Source organism: Verrucosispora sp. CNZ293 (assembly GCF_002754655.1).
The window spans coordinates 1,517,684-1,542,509 of record NZ_PEFR01000001.1 but is presented as its reverse complement, the minus strand read 5'-3'; the positions used below and the strand labels follow the sequence as shown (position 1 = coordinate 1,542,509).

The 24,826-nt window shown below is 72.0% G+C and carries 23 protein-coding genes; 9 read left to right on the top strand and 14 right to left on the bottom strand.

Going from position 1 to position 24,826, the window contains the following annotated elements; all coding sequences use genetic code 11:
• Positions 1–158 precede the first annotated feature (158 nt).
• Both CLT74_RS07080 and CLT74_RS07075 read left to right on the top strand, forming a co-directional pair.
• The gene (locus CLT74_RS07080; protein ID WP_486582084.1) at positions 159–2,213 is read left to right on the top strand and encodes a beta-galactosidase; all 2,055 of its coding nucleotides are present in this window, start codon (positions 159–161) and stop codon (positions 2,211–2,213) included.
• A 156-nt stretch (positions 2,214–2,369) separates the two neighbouring features.
• Positions 2,370–3,551: a phosphotransferase gene (locus CLT74_RS07075; RefSeq protein ID WP_099845828.1), complete on the top strand. Its 1,182-nt coding sequence runs from the start codon at positions 2,370–2,372 to the stop codon at positions 3,549–3,551.
• 43 nt (positions 3,552–3,594) lie between these two features.
• Here the strand turns inward: CLT74_RS07075 and CLT74_RS07070 are convergent, their stop codons facing one another.
• Positions 3,595–4,245 (bottom strand): LysE family translocator, encoded by a 651-nt coding sequence (locus tag CLT74_RS07070; RefSeq protein ID WP_099845827.1) that lies wholly within the window; start codon positions 4,243–4,245, stop codon positions 3,595–3,597.
• A 130-nt stretch (positions 4,246–4,375) separates the two neighbouring features.
• On the opposite strand from CLT74_RS07070, the gene CLT74_RS07065 reads away from it, so the two are divergent.
• The gene (locus CLT74_RS07065) at positions 4,376–4,834 is read left to right on the top strand and encodes a DnaJ family domain-containing protein (protein WP_486582701.1); all 459 of its coding nucleotides are present in this window, start codon (positions 4,376–4,378) and stop codon (positions 4,832–4,834) included.
• A 109-nt stretch (positions 4,835–4,943) separates the two neighbouring features.
• Here CLT74_RS07065 and CLT74_RS07060 read toward each other — a convergent pair whose 3' ends face one another.
• Positions 4,944–5,147, bottom strand: coding sequence for a cold-shock protein (locus CLT74_RS07060; RefSeq protein WP_099845825.1), 204 nt, complete (start codon positions 5,145–5,147; stop codon positions 4,944–4,946).
• Between the two features lie 271 nt (positions 5,148–5,418).
• Positions 5,419–5,739: a MerR family transcriptional regulator gene (locus CLT74_RS07055; protein WP_099845824.1), complete on the bottom strand. Its 321-nt coding sequence runs from the start codon at positions 5,737–5,739 to the stop codon at positions 5,419–5,421.
• A 1,130-nt stretch (positions 5,740–6,869) separates the two neighbouring features.
• Between CLT74_RS07055 and CLT74_RS07050 the strand changes: the two genes are divergently transcribed.
• Positions 6,870–7,607 carry a VOC family protein gene (locus CLT74_RS07050; protein WP_099851474.1) on the top strand — a complete coding sequence of 246 codons (738 nt, stop codon included), beginning with the start codon at positions 6,870–6,872 and terminating at the stop codon, positions 7,605–7,607.
• Positions 7,608–7,898: 291 nt separating this feature from the next.
• Positions 7,899–8,459 (top strand): DUF1062 domain-containing protein, encoded by a 561-nt coding sequence (locus tag CLT74_RS07045; RefSeq protein ID WP_486582081.1) that lies wholly within the window; start codon positions 7,899–7,901, stop codon positions 8,457–8,459.
• Between the two features lie 66 nt (positions 8,460–8,525).
• On the opposite strand, the gene CLT74_RS07040 is transcribed toward CLT74_RS07045, so the two are convergent.
• Complete coding sequence (locus tag CLT74_RS07040) at positions 8,526–8,993, bottom strand: HNH endonuclease (RefSeq protein WP_099845822.1); 468 nt, start codon at positions 8,991–8,993, stop codon at positions 8,526–8,528.
• Between the two features lie 113 nt (positions 8,994–9,106).
• Here CLT74_RS07040 and CLT74_RS07035 point away from each other — a divergent pair, with 113 nt between their 5' ends.
• Positions 9,107–10,105 carry a tyrosine-type recombinase/integrase gene (locus CLT74_RS07035; RefSeq protein ID WP_099845821.1) on the top strand — a complete coding sequence of 333 codons (999 nt, stop codon included), beginning with the start codon at positions 9,107–9,109 and terminating at the stop codon, positions 10,103–10,105.
• Between the two features lie 28 nt (positions 10,106–10,133).
• Here the strand turns inward: CLT74_RS07035 and CLT74_RS07030 are convergent, their stop codons facing one another.
• The 3 genes from CLT74_RS07030 to CLT74_RS07020 all read right to left on the bottom strand — a co-directional run bounded on the left by CLT74_RS07030 (position 10,134) and on the right by CLT74_RS07020 (position 12,048).
• Positions 10,134–10,916, bottom strand: a complete 783-nt coding sequence (locus tag CLT74_RS07030; RefSeq protein ID WP_099845820.1) for an FkbM family methyltransferase — start codon at positions 10,914–10,916, stop codon at positions 10,134–10,136.
• Positions 10,917–11,002: 86 nt separating this feature from the next.
• Positions 11,003–11,350 (bottom strand): transcriptional regulator, encoded by a 348-nt coding sequence (locus CLT74_RS07025; RefSeq protein ID WP_099845819.1) that lies wholly within the window; start codon positions 11,348–11,350, stop codon positions 11,003–11,005.
• A 5-nt stretch (positions 11,351–11,355) separates the two neighbouring features.
• The gene (locus CLT74_RS07020; RefSeq protein ID WP_099845818.1) at positions 11,356–12,048 is read right to left on the bottom strand and encodes a hypothetical protein; all 693 of its coding nucleotides are present in this window, start codon (positions 12,046–12,048) and stop codon (positions 11,356–11,358) included.
• A 164-nt stretch (positions 12,049–12,212) separates the two neighbouring features.
• Here CLT74_RS07020 and CLT74_RS07015 point away from each other — a divergent pair, with 164 nt between their 5' ends.
• Both CLT74_RS07015 and CLT74_RS07010 read left to right on the top strand, forming a co-directional pair.
• Positions 12,213–12,638: an Hsp20/alpha crystallin family protein gene (locus CLT74_RS07015; RefSeq protein WP_099845817.1), complete on the top strand. Its 426-nt coding sequence runs from the start codon at positions 12,213–12,215 to the stop codon at positions 12,636–12,638.
• A gap of 106 nt (positions 12,639–12,744) precedes the next feature.
• Positions 12,745–13,203: an Rv0361 family membrane protein gene (locus tag CLT74_RS07010; RefSeq protein ID WP_099845816.1), complete on the top strand. Its 459-nt coding sequence runs from the start codon at positions 12,745–12,747 to the stop codon at positions 13,201–13,203.
• A gap of 4 nt (positions 13,204–13,207) precedes the next feature.
• Here the strand turns inward: CLT74_RS07010 and CLT74_RS07005 are convergent, their stop codons facing one another.
• The 7 genes from CLT74_RS07005 to CLT74_RS06975 form a co-directional block, all read right to left on the bottom strand.
• A complete protein-coding gene (locus CLT74_RS07005; RefSeq protein WP_099845815.1) occupies positions 13,208–13,909 on the bottom strand; it encodes an ABC transporter ATP-binding protein in 702 nt (233 codons plus the stop codon).
• Complete coding sequence (locus CLT74_RS07000; protein WP_099845814.1) at positions 13,906–14,874, bottom strand: ABC transporter ATP-binding protein; 969 nt, start codon at positions 14,872–14,874, stop codon at positions 13,906–13,908. The genes CLT74_RS07005 and CLT74_RS07000 overlap by 4 nt, the downstream gene beginning before the upstream one ends.
• Positions 14,871–17,552, bottom strand: coding sequence for an FtsX-like permease family protein (locus CLT74_RS06995; protein WP_099845813.1), 2,682 nt, complete (start codon positions 17,550–17,552; stop codon positions 14,871–14,873). Before CLT74_RS06995 ends, CLT74_RS07000 begins: the two co-directional genes overlap by 4 nt.
• A 108-nt stretch (positions 17,553–17,660) precedes the next feature.
• Complete coding sequence (locus CLT74_RS06990; protein ID WP_099845812.1) at positions 17,661–20,867, bottom strand: ABC transporter permease; 3,207 nt, start codon at positions 20,865–20,867, stop codon at positions 17,661–17,663.
• Positions 20,868–20,975: 108 nt separating this feature from the next.
• Complete coding sequence (locus tag CLT74_RS06985; RefSeq protein WP_486582700.1) at positions 20,976–21,695, bottom strand: thymidine kinase; 720 nt, start codon at positions 21,693–21,695, stop codon at positions 20,976–20,978.
• 114 nt (positions 21,696–21,809) lie between these two features.
• The gene (locus CLT74_RS06980) at positions 21,810–23,204 is read right to left on the bottom strand and encodes an MFS transporter (RefSeq protein WP_099845811.1); all 1,395 of its coding nucleotides are present in this window, start codon (positions 23,202–23,204) and stop codon (positions 21,810–21,812) included.
• A 21-nt stretch (positions 23,205–23,225) separates the two neighbouring features.
• Positions 23,226–23,996, bottom strand: coding sequence for a glycerophosphodiester phosphodiesterase family protein (locus CLT74_RS06975; protein WP_099845810.1), 771 nt, complete (start codon positions 23,994–23,996; stop codon positions 23,226–23,228).
• A 106-nt stretch (positions 23,997–24,102) separates the two neighbouring features.
• Here CLT74_RS06975 and CLT74_RS06970 point away from each other — a divergent pair, with 106 nt between their 5' ends.
• Entirely contained in the window at positions 24,103–24,825 is a 723-nt protein-coding gene (locus tag CLT74_RS06970; RefSeq protein WP_143697097.1) for a hypothetical protein, read from the top strand.
• Position 24,826 lies beyond the last annotated feature (1 nt).

The following is a 24,826-nucleotide window of genomic DNA, read 5'->3' as shown; positions in this document are numbered from 1 at the left end:
CAGCTCTCCTCGATGGCTTCGCAGCGGTGCCGTCAGTTTCTTTAACTACCCAACGAACTGTCAACGATGATCACGGATGTGGCCGGATGTCGGGCGGTTGACATGCGTAGAAGTGATCCATAGTTTGGACGCCTCCCCAACTAAAGCGGTGGCTGGTGATGCTGATGTGGACCGACGGCCCGCTGTGCTACGGCGGTGACTACAACCCCGAGCAGTGGCCGGAGCAGGTCTGGTCCGAGGACGTCGCGCTGATGCGCCAGGCCGGGGTCAACCTCGTCACCGTGGGGGTGTTCGCCTGGTCCCGGCTCGAACCGGCGCCCGGTCGGTACACCTTCGACTGGCTCGACCAGGTGCTCGACCTGCTGCACGCCGGTGGCGTACGGGTCGCCCTGGCCACCCCCACGGCCTCGCCACCACCCTGGTTCTCCCTGGCCCATCCGGGTGCGCTACCGGTCACCGCCGACGGGATCCGCCTGCACCACGGCAGCCGGGACACCTACTGCGCGGCCACCCCGGCCTACCGCGAGGCCGCGCTGCGCGTGACCGACGCCCTGGCCGACCGGTACGCCCACCATCCGGCGCTGGCCGGCTGGCACGTGCACAACGAGTACGGCACCACCTGCCACTGCGAGCATGCCGCCCGGGCCTTCCGCCGGTGGCTGATCGCCCGTCACGGTGACCTGAGCGCCCTCAACGACGCCTGGGTCACCAGCTTCTGGAGCCAGTACTACTCCGACTGGGCGCAGATCAGCACCCCCCGGGCCACCCAGTACCTGCCCAACCCCGGTCAGCTGCTGGACTTCCGCCGCTTCTGGTCGGACACCCTGCTCACCGCGTACACCGAGCAACGCGACAGGCTGCGCACGGCGAACCCGGCACTCCCGGTGACCACCAACTACGTGCTCGGCGACTGGGTGCCTGTCGACCACGCCCGCTGGGCCACCGAGGTCGACCTGGTCGCCGTCGACCACTACCCGTCCGCCGTCGACGGCGCGGCCGAGGAACAGACAGCGCTCGCCGCCGATCTGGCCCGTGGCTGGGCCCGACACGCAGCCGTCCACCGCCGCTCCGCCGCACCGCGGGCCGGTGGCCCGCCGTCCCCGCCGGCCGGCGCCGCCGCGTCGACGTGGCTGCTGATGGAGAGCGCACCCAACCAGATCCACACCGCCGGCCGGATGCACACGAAGGAACCGGGGCGGATGATGCGGCACAGCCTCGCCCACGTCGCCCGAGGTTCGCACGGTGCGCTGTTCTTCCAGTGGCGGGCACCGGTCGGCGGCGCCGAACGCTTCCACTCCGCCCTGGTGCCCCACGCCGGCCCGGACAGCCGGGTGTTCCGGGAGACCGTCGCGCTCGGTGCCGCGCTGCGGCGCCTCACCGAGGTCCGGGGCGACGTCGAGGCGTCCGTGGCGCTCGTGGTCGACGCGGCCAGCGCCTGGGCGCTGCGCCATCCGGGCATGCCGTCGACGCTGCCGGACCACCACGACGAACTCGCCGCCGCGCATCGTGTCCTCTGGCACGCCGGTTACACCTGCGACACGGTCACCCCGGGCGACCCGCTCGACGGTTACCGGATGCTCGTGCTGCCCGCCCTCTACCTGATCGACGACGCCACCGCCGACTGGTTGCGCGGCTACGTCCACGCCGGCGGTCACCTGGTGGCGACCTACCTCAGCGGCGTCGCCGACGAACACGCCCGGGTACGCCTCGGCGGTTACCCCGCAGCGCTGCGGGACCTGCTCGGGGTGGCCGCCGAGGAGTTCCACCCGCTGGCCGAGGACGACCACGTTCGACTCGACGACGGCGGCACGGGGCGGATCTGGGCCGAGACGCTCCGCCTGTCCGGCGCTGACCCCGTCGTCTGCTACGCCGGAGGCGTACTGGACGCGATGCCGGCGGTCACCCGGCACCGGGTGGGTGCCGGCACCGCCTGGTACCTGTCCACCCGCCCCGACGACACCACCCACCGACGGCTGCTCGACGCCGCCGCCCGGGCCGCCGGCGTCACCCCCGTCTGCCCCGGCGCACCCGAGGGAGTCGAGACGGTACGCCGCCGCGACGGCGACGCGAGCTGGCTGTTCCTGCTCAACCACACCGACCACGAGCAGCACGTACCGGCGCGGGGGATGGAACTGCTCACCGCGACACCTGTCGAGCAGGCGGTGACCCTGCCGTCCGGCGGCGTCGCCGTGCTGCGCGAACACAAGGGTTGAACGGTCGGCCACGGCTGGCTACTGTCGAGGCAGCGCGTCGGGAACGCGCCGAGACTCGCCGGTAGGCTTGAAGCCACCCCACCACCTCCTTTGAGAGCGACGGACACCGGAGCTCAGTTCCGCCCGTGCGGGTCCGGGCGAGAAGCGAGGTGCCGTGTGAAGGTTCTGCCCGACAACCCCAGCCTCGACCACCTGCGTCAACAGGCCAAGAATCTGCTGGCCGGTCTGCGCGACATCGACCCGGCCACGACGCTGACCAGCGCCCAGGCCCGGCTGGCCGAGCAGTACGGTTTTCCCAGCTGGGCAGCCCTGAAGACCGAGGTCGACCGGACGCGCGGTCGGGCCGGGATCGCTGAGGTGTCGCTGGCCCGCGCGATCGCCGACTGCTACGGCCTCGGTGACGTCGTCGGCGAGATGCGCACCGTGGCCCGCGCCGACGACATGGGCCGCCGATGGTCACTGGTGACGGACCGCGGTCGCTGGGCGGTGCGGACGATGGACACCTGGTGGCCCATCGTCGACGCCGAGACCGACGTGGCGTTGCAGCAGGCCGCCGCAGCCGCCGGTGTGCTGCTCCCGACCCCGGTACGCAGCCGCGCGGGCCGGATCGTGGAGACGATCGGCGGGCACCGTTGGCGAGTCTACGAAGGACTGCATTCCGGGCCGCCACTGCTCGCTCCGGCCCGTTCGTCGGTCACCCGTGCGGTAGGCGGTGTGCTCGCCACCATCCACGGACTCGGCCTGCCGGTGGATCGGGTCAGCCCGTGGCACGGCTCCCGGCTGGACACCGAGAGTTGGCCCGGCCTCGCCGCCAGCGCCACGGCCCGCCACGCCGGCTGGGCTGCCGCGCTCAGCGCCGCGGCGGCCACCCTGACCGACCTGGACGGCATCGGCAGCGACATCGGGACGCCGGAACCTGTGCTCTGCCACAACACCCTGGGCCCGGCGAGCACCCGGCTGGCCACAAACGGCCGCCTGGTGGTCGTCGGCTGGGAACACGCCGGCGGTCAACCACCCAGCTGGGAGCTGGCGAACGCACTGCTGGACTGGGCCGTGGTCCCCGGTGGGGCGGTGAACGTGGCGGGTGCGCGCGCGTTGCTCGACGGGTACCGCGCGACAGCCGGCACCGTGCCGCCGCTGGACCTGTCCGCGTTCCGTGGTGCGGTCACCAGCCTGGCCAACTACGTCTTCGGCCAGGTGCGCGATGCGCTGGACGCCGTCGATGAGCAGGAGCGGCGGTACGCCGACCGCAGTGTCGCGCACCTGCTGTCGCACCTGCCCACCCGGGTGATCCTGGAGCAACTGCTGGACGCGGCCACCGGGGCGGTACGCCGCTGACGTCGACCGGCCGGCTCAGCCGACGGCGGTGCGGACGACCGGCTCAGCCGGTGGCGACGGCGGCGCGGGAACGGTCGGCGGCGATCCGCACCGCCATCGCCGCCAGCACCGTGCCCATCACCATCCGCTGGACCCGCAGCCACAGCGGTCGCCGGCTGAGGAACCCGGCGATGCCACCGGCGGTCAGCACGATGAGCGCGTTCACCGTCAGCGCCACGGCGATCTGGGTCAGCCCCAGCAGCAGGCTCTGCCCGGCCACGTTGCCGCGCGCCGGGTCGATGAACTGCGGCAGCAGCGACACGTACAGGATGGCGATCTTCGGGTTGAGCAGGTTGGTGACCAGCCCCATGGTGAACAGCCGCCGGGCCGGATCCGGTGGCAGCGGTGCCGGGTTGAACGGCGACTGACCGCCCGGGCGCAACGCCTGCCACGCCAGCCACAGCAGGTACGCCGCGCCGGCCAGCTTGACCGCCGTGTACAGCGTCGGCACCAGCACGAACACGGTGGCGATGCCGGCCACCGCGGCAGCCAGGTAGACCGCGAACCCGGCGGCCACCCCGAGCAGTGAGATCAGGCCGGCCCGCCGGCCCTGGGTCACCGACCGCGACACCAGGTAGACCATGTTCGGGCCCGGCGTCAGCACCATTCCCAGGGCGACCAACCCGATCCCGACGATTCCCGCTGTACCCACCATGCCCGTGACCCCCGTCCCACCTTCTGCCTGAGCCTAGGGCACCGGGAATGGGGACCCCGGTCCGTGACGCTGCGCAATCGGGAGACGGTGGTCACGTTACGGTTGTGCCCGGGAGGTGGCGAGGTTGGAGATGCGGTGGGAGGCCTCCGTCGAGGCGCAGATCAGGTCGGCCCAGGAGCGCGAAAAGTTCGACAACCTGCCCGGTGCGGGCAGGCCGATCGCCGGTCGTGGCCTGCCGTACGACGAGTCCTGGTGGATCAAGAGTTTCCTGGAACGCGAACAGGTACCCACCGACCTGTTGCTGCCCACTCCGCTGCTGCTGCGTCGCCGCATCGAGCAGCTGTCCGACGAGGTCCGTGACCTGCCCACCGAGGAGGCTGTGCGGGCGGTCGTGGCCGACCTCAACGCCGAGGTGCTGGCCTGGCTGCGGAACCCGTCCGGCCCACGGGTCGCGGTGCGCCCGGCCGACGCCGACGCGGTGGTACGACGGTGGCGGGACGAGCGTCGGGCGACGGCCCCGCCCGCACCCGCCGCCGCACCGTCGGTGCCGCGACGACGTTCCTGGTTCCGTCGTCGCCGCGCCACGTGAACGGCCGGCGTGAGCCATCAGCAGACGGGGTACCGGCCCGCCGATGATGTGCCCGAAATGCCGAACGGCGGCCCGCTGAACCAGTCGGGCCGCTGTTCGCAGAATGGGATCAGAGCGGGCGGATGTTCTCCGCCTGCGGGCCCTTCTGGCCCTGGGTGATGTCGAACTCCACCCGCTGGTTCTCATCGAGGCTGCGGAAGCCGCTCGATGAGATCGCGGAGAAGTGGGCGAAGACATCGGCGCCGCCACCGTCCTGGGCGATGAAGCCGAAGCCCTTGTCGGCGTTGAACCACTTCACGGTACCTGTAGCCATGTCTGCTCCTTCGCAGGCTGGTGGAGACCGCGGTGTGCGGACTCTTACGCCGCCGCGTTGATCGCCCGCGCCGCGAACCGACACGGAAAACGAAAAAGCGCCTGGACAGGTTTCAGATAACCCATCAGGCGCTGGCAACGTCTACGGAAATCAAAACTGCAACTGGAGGGACCCTAGCACAGGCGACCGGTAGCAGCCCCGGCGTCCGCAGATTCCTCGGGTATGACAGACGGCCCCTCCCCATGACGGGGAAGGACCGTGCGGCGTGGAGTCAGGCAGCGCCGGGCTGCTGGCGGCATTCGTGGTCCCGATTGTGCTGGAGGGCCTCTTCGAGCTGGTCTTCGAGGATGATGATCCGGCAGGCGGCTTCGAGGGCGGTGCCGTGGTCGACCATCTCCCGGGCTCGGGCGGCCAGGCGCAGCTGGTAGCGGGAGTAGCGGCGGTGTCCGCCGGCGGAGCGGAACGGGATGATCAGTTTCGCCTCGTCGAGGCGGCGCAGGAAGTCCTGCGAGGCGCCCACGATCTCGGCGGCACGGCCCATGGTGTAGGCGGGGTAGTCGTCGTCGTTGAGCATGTCGTCAGGTTGGGCCATACATTCCTCGTCGTGAACGAGGGCCCCGGCGCAGAACGCGCCGGGGCCCAGGGCTACGGGTTGAATACACCATCCACCGACAGGCTCGTCGGTTTCTCGTTTCCGCACCGTGCCGTCGTCGGCATGCGGTGCGAGGATCGCATAAGCGTGACCGGAGACCACCTCACGTTCGATGGAGCAACGGCGTCCACCGCAGAACTGGAACTACATCCTGACGGCGGGCGATCCAACGGCGTCCAGCCCTCCCTTTCCTCTTCTTCCATTTCCTGCGGTGCTGTCCGCCGGTGTGGGAGCCTCACGCGACTTCATGGCCCCGCACACGTGCGGCGGATTCCTGCTGCGTCAGGCAGAGCCCCGAACCTGCATCGGCCCTGCCTGCGGTTGCCCTGACCTGGAGTTACGTCAAGGTCTTGTCGCGCACTTGCCGTGTTGCGTGCGGTGCTGTTGGTCCCACCGCAGTGCCGAGCGAGCCGCGAGAAGTTCCGGGCCCTGCTTTGACGCTCGGCCTGTTCCGTCAGCGTCTTCAACCGATCTCTGTCGTCAACGGAGGCAACGTTACCCACTCCCGCCGAGAATGTCTAGTCTCGGGAGGCCAGATTTTCTCGGCCCCGCCTAGAGCTTCCTGGCGTACCGCCGGCCTTCGGCGATGTGCGTGCGGCGGGGGAGGGATCAGGCGGCGACCGAGGGCTCACCAGTAGCCGTGGCGCCGCTTGTCCATCAGCAGGGCCCGGGTCAGCTGGCTGGCCAGGTGGCGGCCCGCAGCGTCAGGCCCGGTCGTTCGGCTGCGGCACGGGAGCGCGACCGCCCGCGCCGCAGCCGTCTCAGTTCGAGTCGGCCGAGGCCACTGCCGTGGCGTCCGCGTTGGTGACCAGCTCGCGGACCGCCGCGACGACACGGCGCGCACGGGCATCCTGGTTGGCGGAGCGGCTGATCGTCGCCAACAGGCATTCACACTTCGCACATTACCGGATTATCGGTTACTGCAATCCGTTAATTAGTGCCCAGCAATCGGACATAACGTGCGTGCACCATAATGACAGTTAATGTGCGTAATGACTTGCGCTGGTGTATGCGGCGGGCTGACCGGGCGGTCGCGCTCGCCGACCTCGCTCAGGCATAGGGTGGGCGGCATGGCGCTGCGACTTGTCCAGGTGAACCTCAAGGCGCGGGACGAATCAGCCCTCGGCCGGTTCTGGGCGGACGCGCTCGGCTGGGGTGTCTCCATCGAGGAGCCCGGCGTGGTCAACGTCGAACCCGTGGGCTTCGCCTGGCCGGACCCGACAGCCGTCTGCATCGACGTCGTCATCGTCCCGGATCCGGAGACGGTGCGGTACCGCGCGCACCTCGACCTCGCCACCACCTCTGCGGCACACCAGGCGGAGCTGGTGAGCCGCCTGGTGGACCTCGGCGCGACGCCTGCGGACATCGGTCAGGGCGACGTCCCGTGGACGGTGCTGGCCGATCCGGAGGGCAACGTGTTCTGCGTGCTGGAGCCTCGGGAGATCTACCGGGACACCGGGCCGATCGCCGCTGTGGTGGTCGACTGCGCGGATCCGCGCGCCATGGCCCGGTTCTGGGGTGAGGCGACCGACTGGACGGTGCACGAGGTGACCGATGACCATGCGCGGTTCCGGTCGGCCCAGGGCGTCGGACCGTACCTGGAGTTCCTGCGCAAGCCGGGGCCGAGGAGTTGGTGGAGTCGGGTTCACCTCGACCTGAAGCCGTACCCCGGTGATGATCAGGCGGCGGAGGTGGCGCGACTGGAGGCGCTCGGTGCCAGAGTCGTCGACGTCGGCCAGGGCGACGTGTCGTGGCGGTGCCTGGCCGACCCCGAGGGCAACGATTTCTGCATCCTCAGCCCAGGCTGACGCCGAGCATCCAGCGGTCGAGCCTGCGGCGGCTCGGGACGGAAAACCGGTTGAGCCTCATCCGGGCGTTGCCATAGGTTGCCGACGACCCGTCGCAGTGAAGACAGAGGACACATACCCGCGTGACCCCGCCTGCTCTCTGAACCTGACATCTTTTCCGCTCTGGTAGCCGACGTCCCTGTCGGCCTCGCCGGGCTGCCCTCGCGCGCCCGGTCGTACAGCGCTTGAGGCCGCGCGCAATCGGCCTCGTGTCAGGTCTTCGGAGCAATCGTGTCTTCACAACCTCATATCGTGCTGCCCTGGTTCGTCCGTCGGACCAGGCTGCCGCTGCTGTCGCTGCGGTGCGTGGACTGCCGGTCGGAGTCGGCCACCACCGGCCCCGGCAGGTTCCGCGTCAACGCCAACCACAAGTTGCTGGACGTGTGGCTGCTGGTCCGCTGCGTGGCCTGCGATCGGACCAGCAAACTGACCGTGTGCGAGCGAACTCCGGTCAGCTCGTTCGATCCGGTCGAGCTGACCGGTTACCGGGTCAACGACGCGGAACTGGTGGCGTCCACGCTGCTCGATCCACAGTTCGCCCGGCGTAACCGGTTCACCCTCGACTGGACCGGGGCCTGGCGGCTGGTGGCCCCGCCGGCGGTGCTCGACGTCGCGTGGCCCGTCCAGGTGGACGTCGCCTTCGACGACCCGGTTCCGGTACGCCCGCAGAAGCTCATCGCGCACGGGCTCGGCCTCAGCAGAAACGAGGTCCTGCGTCGGATCAAGTGCGGCATCTCGCTGCGCCGTCCGACAAGCGCGGCGTTCACCTTCACGGTGCTGCCGACGGATCCGGGCAGCGACCGGAACCGCTGACCGGTAGGTGGCCGGGGCGCGGCCGATCGGCCGCGCCCCGGCCCCGCGACGCACCTCGGGCGGTGGTCAGGACGACGCTCGGCCGTACGTCGCACGGGCCTCGGCCACCTCCGCCGCCTGACGCTCCCGCCAGCGTTTCTGCGCCAGCCGGTTGCAGACCCGGCAGACCCGTCGCAGCCGGCCCGTTGCCGGCTCGACCTCCCGCTCGTGCCCGTTGCGGCAGCGTGGACGCTGCGTGCGTTCCCGACAGTTGTCCGCGTGGCTGAGCTGGCGCAGATGGGTCGGCTCGATGCAGTCCGGCACCCCGCAGTCGTGGTGGACTTCGAGGGCGGGATCGTAATCGCCGACGAAGACCGCGTACGCCGCGATGTGCGCCCACGCCCGACCCGCGAGCTTCTGGTGCACCCCGCGTCGGCTGCCGTAGCCGCGTACGATCAGGCATCCGGTGGCGGCCCGCGTCGAGCGACTCAGCAGGTACGCCCGGAGGGTGTCCTCGGTGAATCGTCGGGACAGTCCGTTGACCTGAGACAGCACCGGGTCAGCGTAGGGGTCGGGTGCGACACGGTGTTCCGTCCCGGCGGCGGCCGATCATGAAATGTCGGCGCGCCTGATCGTCAACCCACAGCGGGACTGAGAGCATTTTTCACATGCGTCCGCAGAACAATCAGGTGCAGTACCGCCCGTCGGCCTACCCGGCCCTACCCGACGGGCCGATGGCCGTCACCGACGCGTGGTTGCGTAACCGGCGGCTCAGTGAGCACACCCGCGACGCGTACCGCCGCGACGTCGCCGGCTGGCTGGCCTGGTGCGCCACCCGGGAACTGGACCCGCTGCGCGCGAACTTCCTGCACGTCAACCAGTACGGGCGGGAGTTGGAAAGCAGCGTGGCCGCCCGGACCGGCCGCCCGCTGACCCCGGCGACGGTGGCCCGGAAGCTGTCCGCGCTGTCGAGCTGGTACGACTTCCTGGTCAAGCTGCGGGCGGTCGAGGCCAACCCGGTCTCCGGAGCCGACCGGCCGCGCGTCGATCGGGACCACTCGGTCACCGTCGGTCTGACCCCGGACGAGGTGGACGCGCTGCTCGCGGCCGCCGAGGCCGAGAACGGGCCGACCGCCGCCCGCAACCGCGCCGCCATCGCCCTGCTCGCCGACCTGGGGCTGCGGGTGGGGGAGTTGGTCTCGCTGAACCTGGACGACCTGGGCGCCGAGCGGGGACACCGCAGCGTGCGCTTCGTCGGCAAGGGCGGCAAGGTCCGCCGCCGGGCCCTGACCCCGGGCACGGCGTACGCCGTCGACGCGTACCTGGCCGAGCGGGCCGCCGCGCAGCGGGTGGACGTGGCAGGGCTGACCGGTCCGCTGCTGGTCACCGCCAGCGGTGCCCGACTGGACAGACACTCGGTGTTCCGGCTGGTCCGGCGGCTCGCCCGCAGTGCCGGGATCCCCGCCTGGGCCCGGCTGTCCCCGCACTCGCTGCGCCACGCCTTCGCCACCACCGCGCGATCCGAGGGAGTGCCGTTGGAGGACGTGCAGGACGCGATGGGCCACGCCGACCCGCGCACCACCCGCCGCTACGACCGGGACCGGCACAACCTGGACCGGGATCCCGCGTACGCCATCTGGGCGGCCCGGGCCCGTCGCCGCGGCTGACCGCGACGGCCGACGGAGCGGCCCCCGGTCAACCGTCCGTGGTGCGGACGCAGTAGACGTCGCCGGAGTTGGCCTCGTGCGGCAGTGCGAGCAGGTACGCGGCCATCTCCTCGGCGTCGACCCACCGCCCGAGGGCCAGCGACTTGTCGTCGCCGAGGGCCACGTCGAATCCGCCGAATCCGAGCGCGGCGAGGCGGTCCAGGCAGCGCAACGCGACAGCCCGTCCGATCGTGGTGAACTCGAACGACAGCGCCGGCAGTGGGTGGCTCAGTCCGGCGAGCACGGCGTCCTCGAAGCCCTCCACGTCGATCTTGACGAAGGCCGGCGTGCCGTGCTCGGCGATGAGCGTGTCGACGGTGGTCACCGGTACCTCGATCTGGCCGTCCCAGACCTGGTCCTCCCAGCCGCCCGCGCCGGCGGCGGCAGCGACGAAGTCGGTGGAGGCGGTGGAGACCGTGGGGTTGGCCGAGTTGACCAGGAAGCCGATCCGGCCGGGTTGGGCACCGCAGGCCGCCTCGATCAGGGTGACCTGGTCGTCGTCGGCGTAGATGGCCCGCAGCGCCCGCAGGCACAGTGGTTGCGGTTCGACGGCGACGACCCGGGCGCCGAGCCGGCGGAAGCTGCCGATGTGGTCGCCCACGTGCGACCCGATGTCGAAGACCAGGTCGCCGGGGCGCACGAAGCGGGCGTAGAAGGCGTCCATCGCCGCGTCCCGGTCGGGGTTGCCGTAGTAGACCTCAAGCGAGCGGCGCAGCGAGGCGGTGCGCGGGTCGGTCTTGAGCGCCTCGACCGCGGCGGAATGGGTACCCATCGCAGCACCTTAACCCGCCCGGCGTGCTCGCCGTGGCGGTCGGCGTGGCTGCCGTTCACCCCCGGTGACCGGTAGCCACGCCGAGGTCACCGACGCTGCGTGGTGCCGGTCGTCTCGACTCGCGCGATGAGCAGTTTGAGCCGTTGCACCTCCTCGGTGAGGGCGGTGTCACCGGCGGCGGTGAGGGTGATCCAGGTACGGCCGCGCCGGCCCTCGTAGCCCTTCTCCACGTCGATCAGACCTGCCTCTCCGAGCACGCTCAGGTGTTTGGAGAGGTTGCCGGCGGTCAGGTCGAGCTGGGTACGGAGGTAACCGAACTCGACCCGGCGCGCCTCGTGGGTGATGGCGAGAATGCCGAGCCGGACTCGCTGGTGCACCACGTCGTCCAACCCGGTGGCCGGGTGCGTGTCACTCGGGTCCGGAGTGCCGGTCATGGCCGTCACCGGTGCCGGCGGCGGGCTGCCGCGAAGCCGGCCGTGCCGAGCAGCAGCACGGCGGCGCTGACAAGTTGCGGCAACGCCATGCCTGCCCGGATGCCCCAGTGGGGTGGCCCCCAGCCGTCGTTCATCGGCAGGACGAGCAGCACCATGGCCAGGTAGCCGACGGTGAACAGCCCGAGCGCGAGGTTGCGCTCCAACCGCGCCAGCACCAGCAGCGCGATACCGATCATGCTCCACGGGGTGAACAGCCGGTCCACCAGTATCCACCAGTACGGCAATGGCTGCTCCGGCAGCGGATTGCTCGGGAAGTAGAGGGCCGCGGCCACCCATGCGGCGGTGAACACGACTGTCGTCACGGCACCGGTGATCGCGTACGGCAGCACCCGGGAACCCAGCCCTCGGGCGCGGGCGGCTCGCACGTAGCAGACGGCGATCGTCGTGTACGCCAGCAGCAGCGCGGGGGGCCAGTAGTACAGCACGCCTCGCCGGGAGAACTCGCAGCTGCCGTCGGGCAGGCAGCGCACCGACATGCCGTACCAGTCGAACGGGATCCCGACGAGCGTCACCGTGGCCAGCACCAGCAGGGCGAGCCAGGTCACCCGCTGGTCGAGACGTACCTGCCGGGTGAGGGCGCGTACGTCGGACAGCAGCCGACGGGGATCCCCGTCGGCGGGCACCGAAGCAGTAGTCATGCCAACAGGTTTCCATAACAAACCAATTGGCGCTAGTGCTCGTTTGGGCCGTCGCCGGCCGACTTGACGACGCGCGTGCCGGCGCGCTAAATAAAGAAGCGGAAGTTGAGTCGCATGGACTCAACTAAGGACCTTCGGCCAGGAGAACCGAGGAGGTAACCCCGATGTTGATGCGCACCGACCCGTTCCGTGAGATCGACCGGCTCGCCGAGCAGTTCTTCGGCAGCACCAGCCGTCCGGCCGTCATGCACATGGACGCCTACCGCGACGGCGACCACTTCTACGCCGCCTTCGACCTGCCCGGAGTCGACCCGGAGAGCATCGACTGCACGGTGCAGCGCAACGTGCTCACCGTGCGCGCCGAACGTCGCCGCCCCGCCGGCGACAACGTCGAACTGGTCGCCGCCGAACGCCCGATGGGCGTCTTCAGCCGCCAGCTCTTCCTCGGCGACACCCTCGACACCGACAAGCTTGAGGCCGGCTACGACAACGGCGTGTTGACGCTGCGGATCCCGGTGGCCGAGCGGGCCAAGCCCCGCCGGGTCACCATCAGCGCCACCGGCAACGGCCGCAAGGAGATCAAGGCCTGACCACCGGCCTGCCCCCGGGTGTGGCCGGACGGGACGCGGCGCGGTCCCGCCCGGCCACACCCACTTTCCGCCCGCCACGGCGGCCGATTCTCTACCGTCGAGTGGTGTGGGGGCTGCGCAGCCGTGGAGCAGACCGGCCCGGCGACGCCATCCGATGCGGACCGGCCTCGCCGTCGCCGCAGCGGGGATCGCGCTGTGCTGCGTCGGGGTCGCCGGGCTGGGCGCCTGGAACCTGCAACTTGTCACCCAGGCCGCCACCCCGGTCCGGGAAACCGCCGAGGGGTTTCTGCGCGAGGTCACCGCGGGGGACACCGGCAGCGCGTACGAGCGGCTCTGCGCCGACGCGCGGACCCGATGGAGCGAACTCGGCTTCACCAGCTGGGTACGCACCCCGCCGGTGGTGCGCGACTACGAGATCGTGGACGTGTCCGTGGCCACCCGCGGTGGCCGGCCGCACGGCACGGTCACCGTGCTGCTGACCCGCGACACCGGCGGCACCGAACAGCGGGACCTCGCGGTGGTACGCGAGGACGGCGGCTGGCGGGTCTGCGGCGACCCGTACTGACCTGTCACACCCCGACCGGCTCCGCCGCCTCGACCAGCCGGCCGTCCCGCAGCACCAGCACCCGGTCGGCCAGCTCCACCAGCGTCGGATCGTGCGTGGCGACCAACGCCGTCATCCCCCGGGCATGCACCAGGGCCCGCAGCAGGTCCATCACCGCCCGACCGGTCTCCGAGTCCAGCTGGCCGGTCGGCTCGTCGGCGATCAGCAACGCCGGGTCGTTGGCCAACGCCCGGGCGATCGCCACCCGCTGCTGCTGCCCACCGGACATCTCGTACGGCCGCTGCGCGGCGTGCCCACCCAACCCGACCATCTCCAGCAGCACCGACACCCGCTGCTCCCGGTCCGCGGCCGGCACCTTCGCCAGCCGCATCGGCACCCCCACGTTCTCCGCCGCGGACAGGATCGGAATCAGCCCGAAGGACTGGAACACGAACCCGATGGTGTCCCGGCGCAGCCGCAACAGATCCTTCTCGCTGGCCGCCGTGATGTCGTGGCCGGCCACCCACACCCGCCCCGAGGTGGGCCGGTCCAGGCCGCCGATGAGGTTCAGCAGAGTGGTCTTGCCCGCCCCGGAGCGGCCCCGCACCGCCACCAGCTCACCCCTCCCGGCGCGCAACGACACGTCCCGTACCGCGTGGACCACCCGGTCGCCACCACCGAAGTCACGGCTGAGCCCGTCGACCCGGATCAGATCCTGCTCGCTCACCGCGCACTCCTCTCGTCGCCGGAGCGGACCTGCACGTGGTCCGACTCCAGGGTCAGCCTCACCCGGTCCCGCAGCGCCAACGAGTCCACGAAGCCCGCCGGCAACTGCATCCGCCCGGCCCGGTCCAGCACCGCGTACTCCTCGGTGACCAGCTCCTCGACGCCGTCGGCACCCACCCGCGCGGTGCGGTGCACCTCCGAGGCGGTGCGGCCGTCGCGGATCGCCACCGTACGGCGAACCTGAGCGGCGACCTGCGGGTCGTGGGTCACCACCACCACCGTCACCCCCAGTTCGGCGTTGATGGTGCGCAGCGCGGCGAAGACATCCCCGGCCGTCGCCTCGTCCAGCTCACCTGTCGGCTCGTCGGCGAAGAGCACCTCCGGGTCGTTGGCCACCGCCACCGCGACGGCGCAGCGCTGCTGCTCGCCACCGCTCATCTGCCCCGGCCGACGGTCCGCGCAGTAGCCGACGCCGACCATCTCCAGCAGCTCCGACGCCCGCCGCCGAGCGGCCCGGCCACCCCGACGCGACAGCCGCATCGGCAGCTCCACGTTCTCCTGCGCGGTCAGGTACGGCAACAGGTTGCGTCCGGTCTGCTGCCACACGAACCCCACGGTGTGCCGCCGGTACGCCAACCGCTTCGCGGCCGACATGGTCAGCAGGTCGTAGCCGGCCACCCGGGCGATGCCCGCGGTCGGGGTGTCCAACCCGGACAGGATGTTCAGCACCGTCGACTTGCCGGAACCTGACGCGCCCACGATGGCCAGCAGCTCACCACGGTCCACCACCAGGTCGAGGCCCTGCAACGCGACGACCTCCACCCCTTCGCTGGTGAAGATGCGGACCAGTCCGTCGCAGACGATGTGCCCGCGCAGGCGGTCGGTGCCGCCCGCCCGGGCAGCCGCCCGTTCCGCCGCACGCCGCTGCAACGTCGCCAGGTCCGGAACATCCGGCACCACAGTCACGGGTTCTCCTCTCCCAGACGCAGCACCTCACCGAGGCGCATCCGTCGGTTCATCAGGTTCTCCACCGCCAGGCCGGTCATCAGACCCACCACCACCAGCCCCAACACCGAGATCAGGACCAGCGGATCCAGGTGATCGCGGATCGGCACACCGGGCACGAACGCGGACAACCCCAGGGTGGGCCCCAGGATCCGGGGCAGGGCCACCCCCACCGCAGCCCCGACCAACGCCGCGACCAGGACCAACGGCACCAGCTCGTACACCAGCAGCCGCCGGCCACGACCGGCGGACAGGCCCAGAGTGCGCAACCGGGACAGCATCCGCCCCCGGCCGGCGGCGTCGGCGACCACCGCGAACCCGACGGCGAGCACGGCCAGTACCGTGCCGCCCACCGCGCCAGCGGTGAACGCCAAGGTCAGAACGTCGTTGGCCCCGGTGCGGTCCAGGTCCTCGCGGTACGCCCGCCGGGTCTGCACCGACGCCGGCACCTGTGTGCGCGTCACCGGCACGCCGAGCACGTCCGACTGCCGCTGCCGCTGCGCGTCGTCGGCCACCCGCAGCAACTGCGCCTCGTCGACGTCGTCACCGGCGACCAGGTACCGGTTCGGGATGATCGGCGTGTACTCGTACTCGGGCAGCGCCTGCCACGGCAGCACGACGAACCGTTCGGTGCCCAACCCCACGCCCGGGAACGCGTCGGCGACCCCGGCGACCCGGAAGTCGTACAACCTGCCCTGCACGTCGACGGCCGCCCGGTCACCGACATCGCCGGCCACCGGCGGCGACACCACCGCCGGCACCGGCCCGTCGCCCCGGGCGGCAGCCCGCAGCGCGGCCGGCACATCCACGTCGACGCCGCTGCCCGCCACCACCTCGGCGAAGGCCGGCGCGTCCACCACCAGCACCCGGGCGGTACCGATCTGTCGCGACGGCGTACCGGCGTCCGGTACCAGCCGCCGATTCGAGTCCACCCACACCCGGGCCACCGCCGTCACCCCGGACACCCGGACCAACGCGTCCTGCGCGTCCGGAGCGAAGGTGTACCCGGTCAGCCAGGCGTCCGCCGGCACCGCCAACGTGGCCGCCCGGTCCCGGGCCGCGCCGACGGTGGTGGTCACCACCCCGCCGAAGACCCCGGTGCTGACCGCGACGATCAGCACCGCCAGCGGACCCAACGCCACCGCCGCACCCCGTCCGGCCCGGGCGACCCCGAGGAACAGCAACGCGCCCCGGGCCCGCGCGGCCAGCCGGCCGGCCAGCCGCAGCGGCCACGGCAACAGGCGTACCGCCACCAGCGCGGCGGCGACCGCGACAAGCACCGGCACCGAACTGAGGTACGCGTCGACACCGGCACCCGGGTCGAGACCGCGACGGCGCAGCAGCACCACACCGAGCCCGGCCAACACCAGCACGCCCGCCTCGACCGTCAGCCGCCGCGCCGACGGGCGCCGCCAGGCGACATCGGCGCGTCCGGTGACCACCGCGACCCGCCGCTGCGAGTGCATCGCCAGCACCGGCACAGCCGCCGTGGTGAGCACCGCCAACGCCACCACCAGCCACGGAAACGCCCCGTCACGGCCCGGCACCCGGGTGCCCACAAGCCAACCGACAAACACGGCGAGCGGCTGCACGGGCGCGGACTCGGCGAGGGTACGCAGCCCGATGGCGGAAAGCGCCGCGCCCCGGGCCCGCAGCAACGCGAACTCGTCGCGTCGCCGCAGCACCGTCAACCGGGCGGCCAGCAGGATCAGCCCGAGCAGGCTGGCGACCAGACCCGCCTGCACGACGCCGAGCAGCGCCTGCACGGCGTGCAGCTGCCCCGCGAAACGCGACAGCGCGCTGTCCAGTGACGTCTGCACGGTCGCACCCGAGGTCCACGACATACGGCGGGCCTCGGCCACCGCCGCGGTCACCGACTCCAGCGTCGCCGCGTTCAGCCGCCGCTCGTCGAGACGGTACCGCCACCCACTGACCGCGGGTACGCCACTGCCGGCGGAGACGACGTCCACACCGACCCAGTCGGTCACCCCCGCCACGATGTACGGCTCACCGTCGAGCACCGGGATCACCGGCTCCAGCGCGTAGCCCAGGTCGTCCCAGACCGGGTCACCGGCGTCACGCGGCTCGAACACCCCGACGATCCGCGCGGACGCCTGACCGTCCCGACCGGCGAACCGCAGCCGCTGGCCGGCACGCAACGACAGCGTCTCGGCCACCGCCCCGGACACGACCACCTCCGCCGGACCACCCGGGCGGGTACGCGGCCACCGCCCGGCGGTCAGCTCGGCGGCCTCCGGGACACCTGTCTGCGCGCGCAGGCCGAACATCTTCCGGGCGCCGCCGTCCATCGGCGGGGCGGCGCCGCTGGCGAGCAGTTGCTCCTCGTCCAACGACGCCGCGTACCACCGGCGGTCCACCAGGCTCGGCAGGGGCTGCGGCAACTCGGCGGCGTAGCGGTCCAGGTCGGCCTGCCCGGCCACGGCCGGCGCGGGCCGCTCCACGGCGAGCGACACGTCCCGCACCAGGTGCGGTAGCCGGGCCACGTCCGCACGCAACCCCCGATCGGCGTACTCACCCGTCAACCGGGGCGCGGCGGTCAGCAGCAGCGCCGCGACCAATCCCAGCACCGCCAGCAGGCCCACCTGTCCGCCGTACGCCCTGATCCGCCTCGCGCTCACTGGGCTGACCTTTCGTTCGCGACTGCGGGGCTCGCAAGCTCACTCCTCGCGCTCACTGGGCCGGCCTTTCGTTCGCGACTGCGGGGCTCGCAAGCTCACTCCTCGCGCTCACTGGGCCTCCCCGGCGCGTAGGTGCGCGGCGGTGAGCCGCCGCCGCACGCTCACCGACACCGCGGCGCTGAACGCCAGTGCCAGTGCCAGCAGTCCGACGCCGGTGCCCAACACCGGCGGCCAGTCGACGCTCAGCAGCGGCGGGGGATCGGGACGGTCCGCCGACGGGGTCAGGATCACCAGCGGGGCCATCGTCGCCGCCACACCGATCCCCACGGCCAACCCGACGAGCACCCCCATGCCGGCCAGCAACGACTGCTCGGCCAGCAGCGACCGGGCCACCAGACGGTGACCCGCGCCGAGGGTGTGCAGCACGGCGAGTTCCCTGGCCCGGCGCCGCGCCGTCGCGCTGACGTCCACGGCCACACCCACCGCGGCCAGCAGCACCGCGGCGAGGGCGGCGACGAAGAGCGCACCACGGGCACCCACCCCGAACGGGTCGCGCGCCAACTCGTCGGCGACGTCCTGGCGATCGAGCACGGTCAGCCCGTCGAGCGCGGCGGCAGCTCCGGCCACCTGCGCCGCAGCACCGGGTCGGGCGGCGACCCACCACTCCTGGGGCGCGCGGACGATGCCGCGCTCGTGGAACAGTCGGGTCCGCAACGACGGCAGGTCGACAAGCAACGCGGCGTCCCGCACGTCGCCGGGCAGGGCCGCGACCCGGTCCGTCAGAACGACGTCGACCTCCGCGCCGCCCAGGAACAGCCGGGTCTGCGCGCCCACGTCGACGTGCAGCATGTCCAGCGCAGCACCGGTGGCGACGACCGGCACCTGGTTCGTCCCTGCCGGCCGGGTGACGGCCAGCTGCACGGGAGTGTTCCGGGCGAACCAGCCTGCCGGTATGTCCCGTTCGTAGCGGCCGGCCAGGGTGCTGCCGGAAACCGTCGCCGCGGTCGCCGCGCCCGCGCGGTCGACAAGCTGCCACGCCCCGTCCACCGCCAGGTCGACAGGAGCGCCGGTGGTGGAGTCCGGGCTGGCCCGCAGGTTGGACAGCCGCCAGTCGAGGCTCAGCCGCGGGCCACCGAGGGTATCGGCGGTGAAGCCGGCCAACCGCCACGGTTCGTCGCTGGCCGGCAGCTCGACGGAGAACCGCAGCGGCTCACCACCCCAGCCGGTGGCGCCCAGGGCCACCCGGCGGTGCTCGCCCCGGGCGTCGCTGAGCACCACCTCATGCCGGATGCGCGTGCCGTTGTCGCCGTCGCCGCCCCGGGTACGCAGCTGCCCGGTCAGTCGCCGGGTGCCCGCCGGCAACAGCGTCTCCGGCGCCTGAACCCGGGCGTCCGCGAGGCCGGCGAGCAGCCGGTCGGTGGACCCACCGGCCAGGTCCGAACGGAGCCGCAGCACCCCGTCGGCGGTGCCGGCGTCCACCGCCACCATGGTGGCCGGTTCGGTGCCGGAGCCGAGACGGACCGGTTCCCGCCAGGCCGGCAGCACCGCCCGGGCCCCCGGGAGGGCGGCGAGCTGGTCCGCGCGGCCGTCGGGGGCCGCACCCTTGGCCTCGGTCAGGCGCAGGTCGGCGCCGACCCGGTGGGCGGCCTGGTCGTCGAGGGAACGTTGGGACGTCCCGGCGAGGGACCAGGCGAGGGTGCCCACCGCCACGGCGAGGGCGAGCAGCAGCACCGGGCCGGCGTGCGGACGCCGGCCGGCCTGCCAGGTGCCGAGCATCACGGCGGTCCACGGCCTACGGTCCACCCAGCGTTCCGCCAGCCGCACCAGCACCGGGAGCAGCCGCAACGCGAGCACCGCCCCGGCCAGCACACCAAGCGTCGGCGCTGCCGCCAGCAGCGGGTCGACACCCAGCTCACCACCGCGCGAGCGGGACAGCGGGGACGAGTATCGGCTCAGCTGGTACCAGCTGAGCAGGGCCAGGCCGACGAGCAGCACGTCCAGCCCGGCCCGCTGCACCATGCCCCGGCGGCTCGGGCGGGAGCGGCTGGCCAGGTCGGCGACGTAACTGTCGCCCCGGCGCAGACTCGGGCCGATCATCGCCGCCGCACAGCCGGCGGCGGCGATGCCGGCCACCAGCCACACCATCGAGTCGGCGGCGAGGTCCTGCCGAAACGACACGGCGGCAAGCCCGGGTATCCGGCCGGCCAGCCCCAGCAGTTCCACGACGAGCGGTGGGGCGAGGACCACGGCCGGCAGCACCACGAACGTGGCCTCCCGGGCGGTCAGCCCGGCCACCTGCCAGCGGGCCGCGCCCCGGGCCCGCAGCAGCGCGGTCTCACCCCGCCGGTGCTCGGTGAGCAGGATCGCCACGAGCAGCAGTGCGTACCCGCCGAGCACCACCACCAGCAGCATCGGGGTGACCAGGGCGGACCGGCCGACGAGGGTGGCCTGCTGCAGACGGCGCACCAGGGCCACCAGGTCGCTTGTGACCACCGCCGACTCGCCGAGTCCGGCCTCGGCCGGGGTGCTCGTGGTGATCCGGCCCGCGGCGTCGGCGAGCCGGTCCAGGGCGGTCGGACCGACCCCGGCCAGGTCGGGCTCGACCAGCCAGCCCGCTGAGGCGTTGGCCAGGAAGTGGGCGTCGAAGTCGTCCCGGGACACCGTCATCGGGCCGTAGGTGGCCGCCTGCGGCAGTGAACCGGTCGTCGTCTCCGGCGCCAGCCGCCAGTACGCGGCGTCCGGGGCGACGGGGGTGAACACGCCCGCCACCAGCACCTCGGTGACCCGCCCGCTGAGCCCGTCGGTGATCGGGATGCGGTCGCCGACACCCACCCGCAACGTCGTCGCCGCGACCTCGGCGATCGCGGTCTGCACCGGGCTCGCCCCGGGCTGCGGCCACGCCCCGGAGACCAGCCGGGCGTGTGCGGGTAGATCGTCGAGGAACATCACCGACGCGTAGGTGGCGCCGCTGCGGTCGGCGGCGGCGTCTCCGGTGTCGCCGCGTAACTGCCGACCGGCCGCGTAGCCGGCGGTGCTGACCCGGGCCGGCAGACCGGCCAGATCCGCCGACACCCGCTCCCGTAACGCGTCGTCACGTTCCCGCAGCGCCTCGGCGGTGCGGCCGGCGGAGGCGCGTACCAGGATCGACCGTTCCTCGGCGGTGGCCGCGGTCAGCACGTTCCGGGTGCCGGAGTCCACGACGTCCCGGTTGTACGCCGCCAGCCCGGTGAGCGCGACGGTGGCCACCAGCGCCGCCCCGGCGGCCGCCAGCAGCAGGCCCTTCGTGGCCCGGGCGCGCCGCAACGCGAACCTCATTCGTTCTGTACCCCCGCCGGTTCGCGGGCCGGTGCGGCCCCTGGTTGCTGTCGTCATGCACCAGAAGGGGCCGACCCCCGGGAAAGGTTCGCAGCGGTGATCGTTTCGTTATCCAGGCAGGTGCGCTCCGGCGCCGGGCGTGGCACGGCGCGGGCCGAGGTCACCGGCACGGTGGTGGCGACGGCAGAGCACCTGGTAGCGCACGTCGGCGGTGTCGACCGTGTCGCCGATCACGACCTGGGCGCCCTCGCGGGCCACCCGTCCGTCGGCGACGCGGGCGTTGAGCAGACCCTCGCGACCGCACCAGCAGAGCACCTCGACCTGGATCCGGGCCACCGAGTCGGCCAGTTCGAACAACCGCTGGGCCGCCGGGAACAGGCTGGAGCGGAAGTCGGTGGCCAGGCCGAAGGCGTACACGTCCACGTCGTAGCTGTCGACCAGGTCGGCCATCTGCTCCACGTGCTCGACCGAGTAGAAGCTGGCCTCGTCGCAGATCAGGTAGTCCACCCGTACGCCGTCGGCCCAGGCGTCGCGCACCAGCGTGCGCAGGTCGAGCGCGTCGGTCACCTCGATGGCCTCGTGGGCCAGTCCGATGCGGGTGGTCACCTGCGGTCCGAGCGAACGGTCGATGCGGGTGGTGACCAGTCCCCGGCGCCCCTGCCGGGCATGGTTGTAGTTCATCTGCAGCGCCATCGTGGACTTGCCGCAGTCCATCGGCCCCCAGTAGAACCGCAGCGCGGCGGCGTGCGCGGGCCGCCCGTCGACGCCGCGGGCGGCGACACACCCGACCGGGTTGTCGTCCTCACCGGGCAGCGGCGGGCGGGCCAGGCAGGTCGGTACGGCATCGTCGGTCGTCACGGACCGGCAGCCTAGTGCGGCACGCACCCGACACGCGCGAGTGGTCGCTCGACGGTGTCGATCATCGCAGCGACGCCCGGCGGGTCAGAGCACCCGGGGCGGGGTGTTACCGGCGGCGACGATGGCCCGGCGGATCGGCACCGCCAGCAGCAGCAGGAAGCCGACAACGAAGAAGATCAGCAGCGAGACCAGACCGACCCGGTAGGAGTTGGTGAGCTGGAACACCAGCCCGAACGCCGCTGGTCCGAGCCAACTGGTGCCCTTGTCGCTGATCTCGTAGAAGCCGTAGTACTCGCCCTCCTTGCCGGCGGGAATCAGTTGGCTGAACAGGGACCGGCTCAGCGCCTGACTGCCGCCCAGGACCAGGCCGATGGCCGCGCCGAGCACCATGAACGGCAGTGGCGCCTCGGCGGGCAACCGGAACGCCGCGACGATCACGGCGGTCCACAGCACCAGGCTCAGCAGCACCGTCTTCCACGCCCCGATCCGACCGGCCAGCGCGCCGAGGGTCAGCGCGCCGCCGAAGGCCAGGAACTGCACCAGCAGGATCGTCACGATCAGGGTGCTCTGCCCCAGCCGTAGTTCCTCGGTGCCGTACACACTGGCCAGCGTGATAACGGTCTGGATGCCGTCGTTGTAGACCAGGAACGCCAGCAGGAAGAACAGCGTCAGCGGGTACGCCTTCATCCCCCGCAGGGTGCGCCCGAGCTGCCGGAACCCGTCGGTGAGCACGTTGCCGCGACCACCGGCGGCCAGCGCGGCGGCGGTCGGGTGCTCCCGCAGCCAGCGCAGCGGCACCAGGGTGAACGCCGCCCACCACAGCCCGGCCGACACGATCGACCAGCGGGCCATATCCAGGGTGCGTTCGGCGGTGCCGTTGTCGAACGACTGCACCACGACCAGGTTCAACCCCAGCAGCAGACCGCCACCGAGGTAACCCAGCGCCCAGCCTCTGCTGGAGATGCCGTCGCGTTCGTCCGGCCCGCCCAGCTGCGGTAGGAACGAGTTGTACACCACGATCGACGCCCCGAAGGCGATGTTGGCGATCAGCAGCAGCACGCCGCCGAGCAGGTACCGGTCGCCGGTGACGAAGACCATCGCGATGGTGGCGAACGCGCCGGTGAACGCGCTGGCGGCCAGCAGCCGCTTCTTGTGCAGCGACCGGTCGGCCACGGCCCCGATCACCGGCAGCACGAAGACGGTCAGCAGCACCGACAGCGAGATCGTGTACGGGTAGAACGACCCGGTGGCCACCTTGATGCCCAGCGGATAGACGTAGCCGGTGCAGTTGTCGGCACCGGGTTCGCAGCCGGCGGCGAGCTTGGCGACGCTGGTCAGGTACGGCCCCAGGAACACCGTGATGACTGTGGTCTGGAAGGCCGAGTTGGCCCAGTCGTAGAAGTACCAGCCGGTACGCTCGCGGCGGGTGCTTCCCGGTGGTGGGGTGTCCTGCGCCGCCGGGGTGACCGTCTCGGCCATGGGGTCCTCCGCCCAGGTTGTTCAGGCGGCCCAGTGGCCGCGGCTGCGGTAGACGTCGCGCAGCACGTCGACGTGGTCGGTCATGATGCCATCAACACCAAGATCAAGTAACTCGTGCATCTCGGCAGGTTCGTCGATCGTCCAGACGTGCACCTGCAGGCCGAGCCGGTGGGCCATCCGCAGGAAACGACTGTCGACCACCGGCAGCCGGCCGTAGCGCACCGGCACCTGCGCGGCCACCACCGACGGCGGTAGCCGCAGCCGTCGACCGGTCCACGAGGCCCACCGCAGCCGGGCCACCCCGCGTACCCCGAGACTGGTGGCGACCCGACCGCCGGTCAACGCCCGCAGCCGGGTCAGCCGGGCGTCGCTGAACGAGGCCAGCAGCACCCGGTCACCGGCACCGGCCCGGTGGACAGTGGTCACCGTGGGCGTCACGCCGGCATCGGACTTGACGTCGATGTTGAAGCGCACCTGGGGCCACGCGTCGAGCACCTCGTCCAGGCGCGGCACCACGGCGGAGCCGCCGACGCGCACCGTGGCCAGGTCGGCCCAGCGCATCGCGCCCACCCGGCCACGTTGCCCGGTGACCCGCTCCAGGGTGTCGTCGTGGAAGACCACGGCCACCCCGTCGACGGTGCCGTGCACGTCGGTCTCGACGTACCGGTAGCCCAGCTCGACCGCCCGGGCGAAGGCGGCGGCGGTGTTCTCGTCGCCGTCGGCAGCGCCGCCGCGGTGGGCGAAGGCCAGCGGGGCGGGCGCGTCGAGGTAGGGGTGCGCGGTCGTGGGCACGCGGCGCAGTATGCCTGGCCCCGGTGGCCGCCCGGTGGCGGGCCGGCGGCGAGCCGGGTTCGTCAGGTCGTCCGCGCACCACGTCGTACCCGCCGGTGACTGCCGGATGCCGGACAGTAATCTTCTCTGCTCGCTCGGCGACGGCGAAGATGCCCAGGTGATGGCGTGGACGAATTCCACACAGCGACGTGACGACGCGTCCCCGGCGCCAGCGGCGTTGACCATCCGTCCCGTGCACGCGCTGCCCGGGCGGGTTGCGTCGCCGCGCCGCACGAGGACCCGGCAGATCCCGTCCGGCTTCGGGGCGTTGCTGGCCACGACGCTTCTCGTGGGCAGCCCCTGGGGATACGAGGCGATCCGGGAGCTGAGCACCAGTCTGCCCCGGCCCGACGGCCCGGCCGGGATCGTCACGACCATGCTCGACGCGATGCTGGTGGGTCTGTCGTGGCTGCGCTGGGGCAGCGCCGACGGCCCCGAGACGCTGTCCGGCTATCAACTCGCGCAGAACGCCCAGGTGGCGCTGTTCCTCCTGATCGTGCTGATGGTGCTGCGCAGGCTGACCGCCGGGGCCGCGCCGTCGCGGGCGTACCGGTTCTTCGGCAGGGTCGGCGCCACGGTGGTGGCGGCGCTGCTCGCCACGGTCGGCGGCGTCATCGTGCACCTGGCCGTCGACACCGGCATCTATGCCGGGTCGGCCATGCGTGGGGAACTGTTCAACGAACTGATCCGGGCGCTGCTGTGCGGCCTCGTCGTCGGTCTGCTGCTGGCGGCGGTCCCTGCTCGACGACCCCGGTCCCGACCGACCGTCCCCGGCCTGGGAGGCAACTGAC